Genomic DNA, 15,054 nt, shown 5'->3' with positions numbered 1-15,054 from the left:
CGCGAGACGGATATTCGGGTGCGACCCGGTCGCGGCGGCTGGCAGGGTCGGGGCCATGAGTGACGTGCGCATCGTCGAGCTCGACCCCCTGGCCGAGGACGCCGTCTCGGTGGCGCTCCTGGAGGGCTGGGTCGCCGTCGGCATGGCCAGTGCGCGGGCGGAGTTCGGCGACCGGCACACCGTCTACTCGATCGACGAGGTCCGCGAGATGCAACGCGAGGTGACCACCCGTCGCATCCACCGGCTCGCCGCGGTGGCGCCGACCGATGGCGGGGTCGGGCTGGGCGCTGGTGGCCAGGTGGTCGGCGAGGCGGCCATCCACCTCCCCCTGCTGGACAACACGCACTTCGCGGCGCTGTTCCTCAGCGTGCACCCGCGGTGGCGGCGGCAGGGGATCGGCCGCGCGCTGCTCACCGAGCTGGAGCGCCGGGCCGTCGAGGCCGGACGCCGGACGCTCTGCCTGGAGTCCGACCTCGCCCCGAACCCGGATGCTGCGGCGTACTCGTTCGCGCCCCGGCACGGGTACGCCCCGGCCCTGGTCACCACCCGCTACGACCTCGACCTGCCGGACGGCGACCTCGACCCCCTGCTGGCCGGCCTCGAGGCCGAGGGGGCGCGGCACGCCACCGAGTACGACCTGCTGACCTGGTGGGACGACGTCCCGGACGCGTGGGTCGACCAACGCGCCCACCTGTCCGAGCGGATGGCCACCGACGCGCCGATGGGTGAGGTCGACGTGGAGGAGGAGGTCTGGGACGCCGAGCGGGTTCGGGAGACGTTCCGGGTCGCCCGGGCGATGGGCCGGCACGTCGTCGAGACGGTGGCGGTGCACCGCGCCAGCGGCCAGGCGGTCGCGTTCACCGCGATGGCCGTGGCCGAGCACACCCCGGACGTCGCCTACCAGTGGGACACGCTGGTGCTGTCCGAGCACCGGGGCCATCGGCTCGGCCAGCTGGTCAAGGCCGCGAACCTGCGTGCGCTGCGGGACCGCATGCCCGCCGTCGCGCGGGTGGTGACCTGGAACGCCGACGTCAACGCGCCGATGCTGCGGGTCAACCGCGAGCTGGGCTTCGCGCCGATCGGCGTCAACACCGAGTGGCAGAAGACGCTCACCTGACTCAGGGCTTGCGCAGCCGGATCCGGGTCACGGCGTGGTCCGGACCCTTCGTCAGCACCAGGGTGGCCCGACCGCGGGTGGGTCGGATGTTCTCGACCAGGTTGCGCTCGTTGATCCGCGCCCAGATGTCGCGGGCGGTCGCCACGGCCTCGTCGTCGCTGAGCGCGGCGTACCGGTGGAAGTACGACGACGGGTCCGCGAACGCGGTCGCCCGCAGCCGCAGGAACCGCTGGACGTACCACTCGCGCACGTCCTCGGTCTTGGCGTCCACGTAGACGGAGAAGTCGAAGAAGTCGCTCACCGCCAGCCCGGAACGCCCCTGGGCGTCCAGCCGGGGCGGCTGCAGCACGTTCAGCCCCTCGACGATCAGCACGTCCGGCCGGTGCACGACCACCTGCTCGCCGGGCACGATGTCGTACGTCAGGTGCGAGTACACCGGGGCGGCGACCTCGGCCCGGCCGGACTTCACGCCGGCCACGAACCGCAGCAGCGCTCGCCGGTCGTAGGACTCCGGGAACCCCTTGCGCTGCAACAACCCCCGCCGCTCGAGCTCCGCGTTCGGCAGCAGGAAGCCATCCGTGGTGACCAGCTCGACGGACGGGGTGTCCGGCCAGGCCGCGAGCAGGTCGCGCAGGATGCGGGCGGTGGTCGACTTGCCCACCGCCACGGAGCCGGCGACGCCGATCACGAAGGGCACCCGGTCGTGCCGCTCGCCCAGGAAGTCGCGGGTCACCCCGTGCAGCTGAGCCGCGGCCCCGACGTACAGGTTGAGCAGGCGGGACAACGGCAGGTAGACCTCCTCGACCTCCGCCAGGTCGACGCGGTCGCCCAGACCCTGCAGCCGCTCGAGCTCGGGCGCGCTGAGGGTCAGCGGGGTCTGGGCGCGGAGCTCGGCCCACGCCGCACGGTCGAGCTCGACGTACGGGGTGGGCAGGCTGGCGCCGTTGCCGGTGGCCACGGCGGGCAAGGCTACCCTTGCGGGCATGTGTGGAATCGTCGGGTACACCGGCCCCCTAGACGGAACCGATGCGCTGGACGTCGTCCTCGAAGGTCTGCGTCGGATGGAGTACCGCGGGTACGACTCCGCAGGCATCGTCATCGAGGCCGGCGGCACGCTGAGCGTCGACAAGCGCGCCGGCAAGCTCGCCAACCTCGAGAAGGCCCTCACCGACGAGCCGCTGCCGTCCGGGGTGACCGGCATCGGGCACACCCGCTGGGCCACCCACGGGGGACCCACCGACGCCAACGCGCACCCGCACCTGAGCGCCGATGGTCGCCTCGCGCTCGTGCACAACGGGATCATCGAGAACTTCGCCACGCTCAAGGCCGAGCTCGCCTCGGACGGCGTGGAGTTCACGTCCGAGACGGACACGGAGGTCGCGGCGCACCTGGTCGGTCGCGCGTTCACCGAGCTCGGCGACCTGACCGAGGCCATGCGGACGGTCTGCAACCGCCTCCAGGGCGCCTTCACGCTGCTCGCCGTCCACGCTGACGCGCCCGGCATGGTGGTCGGCGCCCGCCGCAACTCCCCGCTGGTGGTCGGTCGCGGGGACGGCGCGAACTTCCTCGGGTCCGACGTCGCGGCGTTCATCGAGTACACCCGCGAGGCGATCGAGCTCGGCCAGGACCAGGTCGTCACGATCACTGCGGACTCCGTCGACGTGATCGGCTTCGACGGGGCACCGGCGCAGACCACCGAGTACCACGTGGACTGGGACGCCTCGGCCGCCGAGAAGGGTGGCTACCCGAACTTCATGATGAAGGAGATCGAGGAGCAGCCCCGCGCCGTCGCCGACACCCTGCTCGGACGCACGGACGCCAACGGCCACCTCGTGCTGGACGAGCTGCGGATCGACGAGGCCGTGCTGCGCTCGGTCGACAAGATCGTGGTCATCGCCTGCGGCACCGCCTCGTACGCCGGGCAGGTCGCCAAGTACGCCATCGAGCACTGGTGCCGGGTGCCGACCGAGGTCGAGCTGGCCAGCGAGTTCCGCTACCGCGACCCGGTCGTCAACGAGAAGACGCTGGTCGTCGCGATCTCGCAGTCCGGCGAGACGATGGACACGTTGATGGCCGTCCGGCACGCCCGGGAGCAGGGCGCCAAGGTGGTGGCGATCTGCAACACCCACGGCTCGACCATCCCGCGCGAGTCCGACGCGGTGATCTACACGCACGCCGGGCCCGAGATCGCCGTCGCGTCCACGAAGGCGTTCCTGGCGCAGATCACTGCCTGCTACCTGCTCGGCCTCTACCTGGCCCAGCTGCGCGGCAACAAGTACGAGGACGAGGTGCGCGAGCTGCTCCGCCTGCTCGCCGAGGTGCCGGACCAGATCCAGCAGGTGCTCGACGGCATCGAGCCGGTCCGGGCCCTCGGCCGCGAGATGGCCAGCGCCAAGGTCGTGCTGTTCCTGGGCCGCCACGTCGGCTTCCCGGTGGCGCTCGAGGGTGCGCTGAAGCTCAAGGAGCTCGCCTACATCCACGCCGAGGGCTTCGCGGCGGGGGAGCTGAAGCACGGACCGATCGCGCTGATCGAGGAGGGCCTGCCGGTCTTCGTCGTCGTCCCCTCGCCCCGCGGGCGCGACTCGGTGCACGGCAAGGTGGTGTCCAACATCCAGGAGATCCGGGCCCGCGGCGCGCGCACCATCGTGATCGCCGAGGAGGGGGACGACGACGTCGTCCCCTACGCGGACACGATCATCCGGGTGCCGCGTACTCCGACCCTGCTCGCCCCGCTGGTGACGACCGTGCCGCTGCAGGTCTTCGCCTGCGAGCTGGCCATGGCCAAGGGCCTGGACGTCGACCAGCCGCGCAACCTGGCCAAGTCCGTCACGGTCGAGTAGCGGCCCGCCGTGATCGTCGGGGTCGGCATCGACGTCGTGGACGTCGCCAGGTTCGGCGCGACCATCGAGCGCACACCGAAGCTGGTGGACCGGCTGTTCACCGAGTCCGAGCGACGGCTGCCGCTCGCCTCGCTGGCCGCCCGGTTCGCCGCCAAGGAGGCGCTCGCCAAGGCCCTCGGGGCCCCAGCCGGCCTGCACTGGCTGGACGCCACGGTCCGCTCGCACCCGACCGGACGCCCGGAGCTGCAGGTCAGCGGCACCGTGGCGGCCCGCGCCGACGAGCTGGGCGTCGTCCACCTGCACCTGTCGCTGTCCCACGACGCGGGGATCGCCAGCGCGGTCGTGGTGGCAGAGTCGGCCTGAGCCCCCCAGGATGGGGCCGTGAGATCCGCCGTCAGCGTCGAGGCCGTCCGCCGCGCCGAAAGGGCGGCGATGTCCCTGCTCCCCGAGGGGACGCTGATGCAGCGCGCCGCCGCCGGGCTGGCCGCGGTCGTCGTCGGCGAGCTCTCCGCGGCCCGCGGCGGGGTGTACGGCGCCCGCGTGGTGCTGCTCGTCGGGGCCGGTGCCAACGGGGGTGACGCGTTGTGGGCGGGCGCCCGGCTCCGCGGCCGCGGGGCGCGGGTGGACGCCGTGCTGGTGGCCGGCGCCGTGCACGAGGAGGGGCTGGCCGGGTTCCGGGCCGCCGGTGGTCGGGTGCACCGGGTGGCCGACGTGCCCGACGGCGGGCTCGAGGCAGGGTTCGGGGACCTGCTCGGGCGGGCCGACGTGGTCGTCGACGGGATCCTCGGCATCGGTGGCCGTCCGGGCCTGGACGACGCCACCGCGGCCCTGCTGGACCTGGCCGCACCGGACGCCTGCGTCGTCGCCGTCGACCTGCCCAGCGGGGTCGACCCGGATACCGGTGCGGTCGGGTCGGGTGCCGTCCGCGCCGACGTCACCGTCACGTTCGGCGTGCTCAAGGCCGCCCTGCTGCTACCGCCCGCCGGGCAGCACGCCGGCCGGGTCGAGCTGGTCGACATCGGGTTGGACCCGGCGGACCTGACCGCGACCGAGGTCGCCAGCCTGGACGTCGCCGACCTGGCCGCCGCCTGGCCGTGGCCGCACGCGGGCGACGACAAGTACCGGCGCGGCGTGCTCGGCGTGGTGGCCGGCGGCCGCGGCTACACCGGCGCCGCGGTGCTGTGCACCGGCGCGGCCGTGCGCAGCGGCGCCGGGATGGTCCGCTACGTCGGCCCGGACGAGCCCACCGCGCTGGTCCGCGCCCGCTGGCCCGAGGTGGTGCCCGGCGACGGACGGGTGCAGGCCTGGGTGCTCGGTCCGGGCCTCGACCCCGACGCCGGCGACGGTCAGGCCGACCGGGTGCGCGACGCCCTGGGCACGGACCTGCCGTGCCTGGTCGACGCCGGTGCGCTCGACCTGCTCCCGCCGCGCCGGGACGCGCCCACCCTGCTCACCCCGCACGCCGGCGAGCTGGCCCGACTCCTGACCCGGCTCGGCGAGCCCACCGAGCGGGCCGACGTCGAGGCCCGCCCGCTCGAGCACGCCCGCGCTGCCGCGCGGCTGACCGGCGCCACCGTGCTGCTGAAGGGTGCGACGACGGTCGTCGTCCCACCCGGCGGCAGCCCAGCAGGGGGCGGCCCCGTGCTCACCCAGCGCGACGGGCCTGCCTGGCTGGCCACCGCGGGCTCCGGGGACGTGCTCGCCGGCGTGGCCGGGACGCTGCTGGCCGCCGGGCTGGACCCGTTGCTGGCCGGTGCCGTGGCAGCGGCCGTGCACGGCCGGGCGGGGGCCCTGGCCAGCGCCGGCGGCCCGCTGGACGCCGGACGGCTGCTCGACGCGGTGCCGGGCGCCGTGGCCGCCCTGAGAGACTGGCCGACGTGAGTGACGCGAACCGCCCGGTCCTGCCGGCCGAGGCCGAGATCGACCTGGCTGCCATCCGGGGCAACGTCGCGTCGCTGCGGGCGCTGGCGCCGTCCGCCGAGGTGATGGCCGTGGTCAAGGCGGACGCCTACGGGCACGGCCTCGTGCCGTCCGCCCAGGCGGCTCGGGCGGGCGGCGCGACCTGGCTCGGGGTCGCCCAGCTCGCCGAGGGGCTGAGACTGCGTGCGTCCGGCGACACCGGCCGCCTGCTGTCCTGGCTGCACGTGCCCGGTGACGACTTCACCGCCGCGGTGGCCGCCGACATCGACCTGAGCGCGAACGCGCCCTGGGCCCTCGACGAGATCGCTGCAGCCGCCCGCAGCACCGGTCGGACCGCCCGGGTGCACCTGAAGATCGACACCGGCCTGTCCCGCGGCGGCGCCACCGCCGACGAGTGGACCGAGCTGGTGGACCACGCACTGCGGCTGCAGGCCGAGGGCGTGCTCGACCTGGTGGGGATCTGGTCCCACCTGGCCTGGGCGGACGACCCCCGGCACCCCACGACCGACCGGCAGGCCGCTGCGTTCGAGGCGGCGCTCGCCGTCGCGCACGACCGCGGCGCCCGCCCGCAGGTGCGGCACCTGGCGAACTCGGCGGCGGCGCTGACCCGCCCCGACCTGCACTACGACCTGGTCCGACCCGGGCTCGCCGTGTACGGGCTCTCACCGGTGCCCGACGTGGGCCCGCCCGCCGACTTCGGCCTGCGGCCGGCGATGACCCTGCGAGCCCGGTTGTCACTGGTCAAGCGGGTCCCGGCCGGCTCTGGCGTCGCCTACGGCCACACCTACGTCACGGAGCGGGACACCACCCTCGCCCTGGTGCCGCTCGGCTACGGCGACGGCATCCCACGGGCCGCCGGGAACGTCGGACCGCTGCAGGTCGCCGGACGTCGGCACGTCATCGCCGGCCGGGTCAGCATGGACCAGGTCGTCGTCGACCTCGATGACCGTCCGGACGTCGCGGAGCTGGCCGCCGGGGACCCGGTCGTCGTCTTCGGGGCGGGCTGCGACGGGGAGCCGACCGCCCAGGACTGGGCCGAGGCGATCGACACCATCTGCTACGAGATCGTCACCAGGATCGGCTCGCGAGTGCCGCGGACCTACGTCGGCGGTGCGGTGTGAGGTCGCCGTCGAAGGCCGTCCTCGGGATCGGCGCCGGGCTGGCCGCGGCCGGTGTCGGCGCTGCCCTCGGCCTCGCCGCCGAGCGCTGGACCGCCGGGCGGGTGGCCGGCACCGGCGAGGGCGAGGCGTACGGCTCGCTGCGCGGCAGTCCCACCCGGGTCACTGCGGACGACGGCACCCAGCTGCACGTGGAGGTCGACGAGCTCGACGTGGACGGCGCCCTGCCATCGGGCGATGCCGGGTCGGACGCTCCGGCGTCCGAGGTGACCGTGGTGTTCAGCCACGGCTTCTGCCTCAACCAGGACATCTGGCACTTCCAGCGGCAGTGGCTGCGCGGCCGCTACCGGATGGTGTTCTGGGACCAGCGCGGCCACGGACGTTCCGGGACCGGACCGAGCGGGCACTACACCGTCGACCAGTGCGGCGCGGACCTGCGCGCCGTCATCGACGCCGTGGCGCCGACCGGCCCGCTGGTGCTCGTCGGCCACTCCATGGGCGGCATGACGGTGATGGCGCTGGCTGGCGAGCAGCCGGACCTGATCCGCGAGCGGATCGTCGGGGTGGCCCTGGTCGCCACCAGCTCCGGCGGCCTGGCCGACGTCAGCTGGGGGCTGACCGGCTCGGTGAGCAAGGTCGCGCACAAGGTGGCTCCCGTCGCCCTGGTCGGACTCACCCGGACGCCCAGGCTGGTCGACCGCACCCGGCGCATCGGCAGCGACCTCGAGCAGTTCGTCGTCAAGCGCTACTCCTACGCCTCGCCCGTGCCGCCCGAGCTGGTCCGGTTCACCGCAGCCATGATCGCGGCGACCCCGATCGACGTGGTGTCCGGCTTCCTGCCCGGCTTCGACCTGCACGACAAGGCCGAGGCGCTCGCGGCCCTCGACGGCATCGAGGCGCTCGTGCTGTCCGGCGAGGAGGACCTGCTGACGCCCGTCGAGCACAGCGACGCCATCGTCCGCCGGCTGCCTGGCGCCGAGCACGTGCTGGTCCCGGACGCCGGGCACATGGTCATGCTCGAGCACCCGGACGTCGTCAACCTGCACCTCGGCGACCTGCTCGAGCGCGCCGACCGGGCCGTCGGGCGCGGACGCCGCGGACGTCGGTTGCGCCGTCCCCGCCGGGCCTGACCCGCACCCCCACCCCCCGGCACCCACCCCCCCGGCACCCACCCTCCGCACCATTCGCGCTTGACGTGGTTTTCGGGGCCGCATGGCCATGGGTAGCGCGAATGGTGCGGGGTCGGGGTGGGTCCTGGGGTGGGCCCGGAGTGGGTCCAGGGGTGGGCCCGACTGAGGTCTCGGGTTGAACCCGCAGGCCCACTGCCGGAACGGCTCGCGGGTGTTGGCTCGGTCTCACCGTCGGTGAGGAGCCCACCATGTTCGCCCAGCCCAGCACGTCCAAGCTGATCTCCCTGGTCGCCGCGATCGCCGTCGGGGTCCTGGTCGGGCTGGTGGCCCTGCTGCTCGGCGGATGCGGGGCCCGGACGTCGGACGCCGGCAGCCCAGGCACCCCAGGCAGCACCGCCCGGTCCGCGAACGCCCTGCTGGTCGGCGCCGACGACCTGCCGGCCGGGTTCGCCGCCAGCGCCGGGCAGGCATCGACCTACCGCCAACAGGTCTGCGGGGTCGACCTCGAGCCGACCAAGCCGGTGCAGACCGCCAGCGCCCGGTTCTCCCAGGGCCCCCTCGGCCCGTTCGTCGAGCAGCGGGTCCGGGTGTACGACGACGACTCCGCGACCGACGTCCTGGCCGACCTGCGTGAGGCGCTCAAGACCTGCGGCAGCTACGACCTGCCGGCCTCGGGCAGCTCCGCGGCGGTCCGGGTCGCCGTGCAGCCGCTCGACGTGCCGCAGCTCGGTGACGAGTCCGTCGCCTGGCGGCAGGCCCCGGACACCCAGCTTCCGATCACCACCGACGTGGTGCTCATCCGCAGCGGCCGCACCGTCGCGCTGGTCACGTCCTACGCGCTGAAGCAGGCGCCGGACGCCGCGACCGCCACGCAGGCCGCCACCGCCGCCGCCGACCTGCTGCACGGCTGACCCGTGATGAGGGGCACCCGGGGGTGGGCCACCCGGCGCAGGCTCGGTGACGCCGGGGCCAGCACCATCGAGTACGCCGGGCTCGTCGTCGCGATCTGCCTGGTCGTCGCCGGGCTCGGGTTCACCCCGATCGCGGCGCGGGCGGCGGCGGCGACGTCCAACGCCTTCTGCCAGGTGTTCAGCCAGGTGGACTGCGCCACGGGCACCGCGGATCCCTCCAGGACCCCCTACGAGCAGGCCACCTCCGGGCACTACGTGGCGATGGGCGACAGCTTCTCGTCCGGCGAGGGGGCCGGTGACTACGACGAGCCGACCGACCGCGACGACCGCGACTTCGCCGACTGGATGGACAGCCACCTCTGGTGGCCCGGTGACCGGGAACCGCAGTACCACAACGGGTGTCACCGCTCGGCGAACGCCTACGGCTCGATCGTGGCCGCCGAGAACGACTTCGCCGGAGGGTCCAGCTTCGTCGCGTGCTCCGGTGCGGAGATCCACGAGTTCACCGACCCGAACTCGGGACAGAGCGGCGAGCAGGCACAGGAGGACGGCCTGGACGACGACACCAGCCTGGTGACGTTCTCCATCGGCGGCAACGACCTGGGCTTCGCCGACATCCTCGCCGACTGCGTGCTCGACGGATCCACCTGCCAGGGCAAGAACGAGGCGACGTTCCAGCAAGGGCTCGTGGACACCAAGGCCCGGCTCATCGCGACCTACCGGCGCATCCACGAGAAGGCCCCGAACGCGCGCATCGTCGTCGTCGGCTACCCGCGGCTGTTCCCCGCCGACCCCTCGGACAACTTCCGGGACCTGCTGTTCGCGGACAGCCAGGTGTGGATGAACGAGAAGGCCGACCAGCTCGACACGATGCTCGCCGACGCCGCCCGCGAGGCCGGCGTGGGCGTCGAGTTCGTCGACCCGCGCGAGGCGTTCGAGGGCCACGGGTTGGGCAGCTCCGATCCCTGGTTCAACGACCTCTCGGTGCAGGCCAACGGATACACGCCCGTCAACCCGGGCAGCTTCCACCCCAACGCGCAGGGGCAACGGGCACTCGCGGACCTCGTGCAGGAGCAGCTGCACCATCCGCACGGCTGAGCCGTAACATGGCGGCCGTGAGCGAGCAGGCCGAGACCACCACCACCGAGCTCGCCGCGCTCACGGTCGCCACCCGGGACGACATGCACGGGCTCGGCCGAAGGCTGGCGACCGTGCTGGGCCCGGGCGACCTGGTGGTGCTGACCGGTGACCTGGGCGCGGGCAAGACGACGTTCACCCAGGGCATCGGCGACGGCCTCGGCGTCCGCGGCCCGGTGACCTCGCCGACCTTCGTCATCGCACGGGTGCACCCGAGCCAGACCGGTGGTGCGCCCCTGGTGCACGTGGACGCCTACCGGCTGGGCACGATCGCCGAGGTGGACGACCTCGACCTGGACGCCTCCCTCGACGAGAGCGTCACGGTCGTCGAGTGGGGCGACGGGCTGGTGGACGACCTGGCGACCGACCGGCTGCACGTCGCGATCGAGCGACCGCACGGGGACGACGACCGGCCCGGACCGGGTGAGGACGGCGACCCCGACGACGACCGGGACGACGGCGCCGACCACGACGAGCCGCGCCAGGTCCGGATCACCGGCATCGGGCCACGCTGGGCCGACGTCGAGCTGGGGTCCTGAGCATGCTGCTGCTGGCGTTCGACACCGCCACCCCAGCGGTCACCGTCGCGCTGCACGACGGCGACGAGGTCGTCGCGCAGTCACTCGCGGTGGACGCCCGCCGGCACGGGGAGCTGCTCGCGCCGGGGATCGAGCAGGTGCTCGGCGACGCGGGGGTGCGGCCGGGCGACCTCACGGACATCGCGGTCGGCACCGGGCCGGGGCCGTTCACGGGCCTGCGGGTCGGGCTGGTCACGGCGATCTCCATGGCCTCGGCACTGGGGATCCGTGCGCACGGGCTGTGCACCCTGGACGCGTTGGCCCTGCGGGCTGTCCAGGAGGACGCCGTCGTCCCCGAGGGAGACTTCCTGGTGGCCACCGACGCCCGCCGGCGCGAGGTCTACTGGGCGGCCTACGAGCAGCGGCCCGACGGATCGGTCGGCGCTGTGCCGCAACGGGTTCACGGCCCTGCGGTGAGCCGGCCGGCCGACGTGCCGGTGGGCGGCCGGCCGGTCGTCGGTCGGGGCGCCGACCTCTACCCGGACCACCTGGGCCTGTCGATCGGCCCGATCGACCCGTCCGCCGCCGCGCTGGCGCACCTCGCCGTGCAGCTGCTGGACAAGGGCGCCGACCTGAGTGACCTGACCCCGCGGTACCTGCGCCGGCCCGACGTGCACGAGGGTGGTCCGCGCAAGACCGTCCTGTCATGACCGGGCCCGGCCCAGACCCCCGGGCGCCGTCCGTTCGCCGGATGCGCTGGTGGGACGTCGAGGCCCTGCTGCCGCTGGAGGACGCGCTCTTCGCCCACGAGGCCTGGAGTGCCGAGACGTTCTGGGCCGAGCTCGCGCAGTCCGGCCCCTCAGGGCAGCGTGACTACCTGGTGCTCGAGGGCCTTAAGGGCCCAGAGGGCCTCGACGGGTACGCCGGGGTGTCGGTCGCGGGTGGCGTCGCCGACGTGATGACCGTGGCGGTGGCACCCACCCGGCAGGGCCAGGGTCTCGGGCGCCTCCTGGTGCAGCAGCTCGTCGCGCTCGCCGAAGGGCGGGGCGCAGCCCGGATGATGCTTGAGGTGCGGGCGGACAACGCTGCTGCACAACGGGTCTACCACGGTGTCGGGTTCGAGCGGATCGCCGTCCGGCGCGACTACTACCGGACTCCGGACGGGCCCGCGGACGCCTGGGTGATGCAGCTGCGGTTAGCCTCGACAGGTGACCGCGATGAACGCTGACGCCCCGCTGGTCCTCGGCATCGAGACCTCGTGCGACGAGACCGGGGTCGGCATCGTGCGCGGGGAGACGCTGCTCGTCGACGCGGTGGCCAGCAGCGTCGAGCAGCACGCCCGGTTCGGCGGCGTGGTGCCCGAGGTGGCCAGCCGCGCTCACCTCGAGGCGATGGCCCCGACCATCGAGCGCGCGTGCCGCGAGGCCGGAGTCCGGCTGGACGACGTCGACGCCCTGGCCGTCACCAGCGGCCCCGGTCTGATGGGCGCCCTGCTGGTGGGCGTCGCTGCGGCGAAGGGCCTCGCGATCGCGCTGGGCAAGCCCCTGTACGGGGTGAACCACCTGGCCGCGCACGTGGCCGTCGACCAGCTCGAGCACGGCCCCCTGCCCGAGCCGACGATGGCCCTGCTGGTGTCCGGCGGGCACTCGTCGCTGCTGCTCGTCCCGGACGTGACCGGGGACGTCCGGCCGCTGGGCGCCACCATCGACGACGCAGCCGGCGAGGCGTTCGACAAGGTGGCCCGCCTGCTCGGGCTGCCGTTCCCAGGGGGACCGCACATCGACCGGGTGGCCCGCGACGGCGACCCGGCCGCGATCGGGTTCCCGCGCGGGCTGTCCCGGCCCAAGGACCTCGAGCGCTACCGCTACGACTTCTCGTTCTCGGGCCTGAAGACCGCGGTGGCCCGGTGGGTGGAGCAGCGGGCGGCCTCCGGTGAGCCGGTGCCGGTGGCGGACGTGGCGGCCAGCTTCCAGGAGGCCGTGGTCGACGTGCTGACCCGCAAGGCGGTGGCCGCCTGCCGGTCCGAGGGCGTCGACACGCTGCTGGTCGGCGGGGGCGTGGCGGCGAACTCGCGGCTGCGGGCCATGGCGGCCGAGCGGTGCGCGGCGGCCGGCATCACGCTGCGGGTACCTCGTCCCGGTTTGTGCACCGACAACGGCGCGATGGTCGCCGCGCTGGGCTCCTCGATGGTGCGGCGGGGGCGCGCGCCGTCCGCGCTGGACCTGCCCGCGGACTCCTCGATGCCGGTGACGACCGTCCTCGCGTAGATCGTCATTTCGCTTGTGCCCGCTCCCGGACAGGAGTTCCATGGATGCGGCCAGGGGAGGTCGATGGGCATGAAGGACGACGAGAGTGGTGGAGTCGACCGAAGTGACTCCATGTTCGTGGTTGGCCCGCTAGAGCCGGTCGAGGATCCACAGCAGCTCCCGGCGGTGGTCGCCGTTCAGGAGTCCGACTTCCTCACGGAGGTCGGCGCCGGGATCGACCAGCCGGACACGGCGGACCCGGACTTCGACCCGGACGTGGACCCGGACGCGCCGCTGGTGGTGGACGGCCAGGACGACGACCCGGACGAGGACCTGCCGGACGACGACACGATCGACGGTCTCGTGGACGACGCGGACCTCGACGCTGCGGACGTCACCGGCTTCACCGAGGCCGACATCCTCGGCCTCGACGTCGACTTCTTCGACGACGTCGCCTCGCCCGGGGGTGCGTGATGGCTGCTCAGCTGACGAATGCCCAGGCGAAGGCGATGCTGACCAGGCTGGGCTTCGACAACGCGAACAAGCACTTCACCATTGCGGTGAACGGCTTCCAGCGGGGGTGGAACCTCGGCCCGGCGCTGAAGGTGGACAGCACGTTCGGTCCGAAGACCAGCGACGCGCTGCGGATCTCGTACGCGCGGCACAAGGCGCACAAGCCCGACATGAGCGCGCACTTCTCGTACCTGGAGTTCCGCTGCAAGGACGGCGGCGTCTTCGACAGCTGCCGGCGCATCTGGATGCTGCGTACGCACGTGCGCCGCCTCGAGGCCTACCGGCACGAGATCGGCGACAAGGCGATCCGGATCGTGTCTGGGTGCCGCTGCAAGCAGTACAACAAGAAGGTGGGTGGCGTCTCGTCCAGCCAGCACCTGTTCGGTGCGGCGTCCGACATCGACGGCCAGCTCACGGTGGACCAGAAGGAGAAGCTGCAGCTCTTCGCCGGGCTCGGGTTCAAGCAGTCCACCAGCAAGGTGATCCACGTGGACTCGCGAGATCGCGGCGGCCACAACCCGAAGGGCTCGTCGCCGAAGCACCCGGCGGAGTGGAAGTACGCCACCTGACGGGGACCCGTCCCGCACGCACCGTCACACGTCGGGGGTGAGGGCGGCGACGAGCCGGTCGAGGTAGGGCCGCTGACCCTTGACCAGCTTGGTCGCCGCCACGTCCAGCTCGAACCACTCGGCCCGGTCGATCTCGGGGAACTCCCGCACGGTGCCGGAGCGTGGCGGCCACTCCAGCTCGAACGTGCCCGGGACGACGGCGGCGACGTCCAGATCGCCCTCGAGCGCCCACACGGTGAGCACCTTGCCCCCGGACACCGTGAGGTCGCCCAGCAGGCGCAGGTCCCCCGGCGGGACGGCGAGACCGAGCTCCTCGACGAACTCGCGCCGGGCGGCGTCCTCGGCGCGCTCGTCGTCGCCGTACTCGCCCTTCGGGATCGACCACGCCGCGTCGTCCTTGCGCGCCCAGAACGGGCCGCCCATGTGCCCGAGCAGCACCTGCGGCGCGCCGTCCGGCCCGCGGCGATGCAGCAGGATCCCCGCGCTGCGCCTCGTCACCGCCCCAGCATCGCTCACACACCCCGAACATTCGACCAACAGGCGTCGCACACCACGCCCCTACCGTCGATCACGGCGCCGCGACCGGCGGCGTCCACCGACAGCGCGAGGAGTTCAGATGCGACGTACCACCATCGCGGCCGTGGCGGCCGCCGCCGTCATCGCCGGGGGAGCCGTCGCCGTGCCGGCCATGGCGTCCGGCAGCAGTCCGACGCCGACGCCGACCTCGTCGTCCGCGCCCTTCAAGGGTCTGACCGACGCGCAGCAGAAGGAGCTGTGCGGTTTCCTGGCCGTGCACCCCAAGGCCGGGACGGCGCTCGCGAACCGGCTCGACACGTGGCAGCGGTTCGCCGATGCCCACCCGGCCGTCGTCGCCGAGCTCACCAAGGTCGCCGGGATGACGCCGGACCAGCGCAAGGCCGAGCTGAAGGCGTGGGCGAAGGCGCACCCGGCGGACGCGAAGGCCTGGCACGAGTTCCGACAGCAGGTTCGGGATGCGCGCAAGGAGCGCCGCGAGGCCAGGAAGAACAGCTGACG

17 protein-coding genes are annotated in these 15,054 nt (G+C 73.5%); 15 read left to right on the top strand and 2 right to left on the bottom strand.

Annotation, left to right across the window (positions count from 1 at the left end; all coding sequences use genetic code 11):
- Positions 1-55: 55 nt before the first annotated feature.
- Complete coding sequence (locus ABEB17_RS04405) at positions 56-1,117, top strand: GNAT family N-acetyltransferase (protein WP_345715366.1); 1,062 nt, start codon at positions 56-58, stop codon at positions 1,115-1,117.
- A gap of 1 nt (position 1,118) precedes the next feature.
- On the opposite strand, the gene coaA is transcribed toward ABEB17_RS04405, so the two are convergent.
- Positions 1,119-2,102 (bottom strand): type I pantothenate kinase, encoded by a 984-nt coding sequence (coaA, locus tag ABEB17_RS04400; RefSeq protein WP_378227047.1) that lies wholly within the window; start codon positions 2,100-2,102, stop codon positions 1,119-1,121.
- Here coaA and glmS point away from each other — a divergent pair.
- The 13 genes from glmS to ABEB17_RS04335 all read left to right on the top strand — a co-directional run bounded on the left by glmS (position 2,101) and on the right by ABEB17_RS04335 (position 14,019).
- Positions 2,101-3,957: a glutamine--fructose-6-phosphate transaminase (isomerizing) gene (gene glmS, locus ABEB17_RS04395; RefSeq protein WP_345715363.1), complete on the top strand. Its 1,857-nt coding sequence runs from the start codon at positions 2,101-2,103 to the stop codon at positions 3,955-3,957. The genes coaA and glmS overlap by 2 nt on opposite strands.
- Positions 3,958-3,966: 9 nt before the next feature.
- Positions 3,967-4,320, top strand: coding sequence for a holo-ACP synthase (locus tag ABEB17_RS04390; RefSeq protein WP_345715362.1), 354 nt, complete (start codon positions 3,967-3,969; stop codon positions 4,318-4,320).
- 18 nt (positions 4,321-4,338) lie between these two features.
- Positions 4,339-5,838, top strand: coding sequence for a bifunctional ADP-dependent NAD(P)H-hydrate dehydratase/NAD(P)H-hydrate epimerase (locus ABEB17_RS04385; protein ID WP_345715361.1), 1,500 nt, complete (start codon positions 4,339-4,341; stop codon positions 5,836-5,838).
- A complete protein-coding gene (gene alr / locus ABEB17_RS04380; RefSeq protein WP_345715360.1) occupies positions 5,835-6,998 on the top strand; it encodes an alanine racemase in 1,164 nt (387 codons plus the stop codon). Before ABEB17_RS04385 ends, alr begins: the two co-directional genes overlap by 4 nt.
- Positions 6,995-8,125 carry an alpha/beta fold hydrolase gene (locus tag ABEB17_RS04375; protein WP_345715358.1) on the top strand — a complete coding sequence of 377 codons (1,131 nt, stop codon included), beginning with the start codon at positions 6,995-6,997 and terminating at the stop codon, positions 8,123-8,125. Before alr ends, ABEB17_RS04375 begins: the two co-directional genes overlap by 4 nt.
- 248 nt (positions 8,126-8,373) lie before the next feature.
- Positions 8,374-9,036 (top strand): hypothetical protein, encoded by a 663-nt coding sequence (locus ABEB17_RS04370; protein WP_345715357.1) that lies wholly within the window; start codon positions 8,374-8,376, stop codon positions 9,034-9,036.
- A 6-nt stretch (positions 9,037-9,042) separates the two neighbouring features.
- Positions 9,043-10,134 (top strand): SGNH/GDSL hydrolase family protein, encoded by a 1,092-nt coding sequence (locus ABEB17_RS04365; protein WP_345715356.1) that lies wholly within the window; start codon positions 9,043-9,045, stop codon positions 10,132-10,134.
- Positions 10,135-10,142: 8 nt separating this feature from the next.
- The gene (gene tsaE / locus ABEB17_RS04360; protein WP_378227048.1) at positions 10,143-10,712 is read left to right on the top strand and encodes a tRNA (adenosine(37)-N6)-threonylcarbamoyltransferase complex ATPase subunit type 1 TsaE; all 570 of its coding nucleotides are present in this window, start codon (positions 10,143-10,145) and stop codon (positions 10,710-10,712) included.
- 2 nt (positions 10,713-10,714) lie between these two features.
- On the top strand, positions 10,715-11,401 hold the full coding sequence (gene tsaB, locus ABEB17_RS04355) for a tRNA (adenosine(37)-N6)-threonylcarbamoyltransferase complex dimerization subunit type 1 TsaB (protein WP_345715355.1): 687 nt from the start codon (positions 10,715-10,717) through the stop codon (positions 11,399-11,401).
- The gene (rimI, locus tag ABEB17_RS04350) at positions 11,398-11,919 is read left to right on the top strand and encodes a ribosomal protein S18-alanine N-acetyltransferase (RefSeq protein ID WP_345715354.1); all 522 of its coding nucleotides are present in this window, start codon (positions 11,398-11,400) and stop codon (positions 11,917-11,919) included. Before tsaB ends, rimI begins: the two co-directional genes overlap by 4 nt.
- A complete protein-coding gene (gene tsaD, locus ABEB17_RS04345; RefSeq protein WP_345715802.1) occupies positions 11,909-12,958 on the top strand; it encodes a tRNA (adenosine(37)-N6)-threonylcarbamoyltransferase complex transferase subunit TsaD in 1,050 nt (349 codons plus the stop codon). Before rimI ends, tsaD begins: the two co-directional genes overlap by 11 nt.
- Before the next feature lie 69 nt (positions 12,959-13,027).
- The gene (locus ABEB17_RS04340; protein ID WP_345715352.1) at positions 13,028-13,411 is read left to right on the top strand and encodes a hypothetical protein; all 384 of its coding nucleotides are present in this window, start codon (positions 13,028-13,030) and stop codon (positions 13,409-13,411) included.
- Entirely contained in the window at positions 13,411-14,019 is a 609-nt protein-coding gene (locus tag ABEB17_RS04335) for a D-Ala-D-Ala carboxypeptidase family metallohydrolase (RefSeq protein ID WP_345715351.1), read from the top strand. The genes ABEB17_RS04340 and ABEB17_RS04335 overlap by 1 nt, the downstream gene beginning before the upstream one ends.
- Positions 14,020-14,043: 24 nt before the next feature.
- Here ABEB17_RS04335 and ABEB17_RS04330 read toward each other — a convergent pair whose 3' ends face one another.
- The gene (locus ABEB17_RS04330) at positions 14,044-14,517 is read right to left on the bottom strand and encodes an NUDIX hydrolase (RefSeq protein WP_345715350.1); all 474 of its coding nucleotides are present in this window, start codon (positions 14,515-14,517) and stop codon (positions 14,044-14,046) included.
- Between the two features lie 118 nt (positions 14,518-14,635).
- On the opposite strand from ABEB17_RS04330, the gene ABEB17_RS04325 reads away from it, so the two are divergent.
- Entirely contained in the window at positions 14,636-15,052 is a 417-nt protein-coding gene (locus ABEB17_RS04325; protein ID WP_345715348.1) for a hemophore-related protein, read from the top strand.
- The last annotated feature ends 2 nt before the right edge of the window (positions 15,053-15,054 follow it).

This window comes from Angustibacter luteus (assembly GCF_039541115.1).
Classification (GTDB): Bacteria; Actinomycetota; Actinomycetes; order Actinomycetales; family Angustibacteraceae; genus Angustibacter; species Angustibacter luteus.
This window is presented reverse-complemented; position numbering and strand designations above follow the sequence as displayed.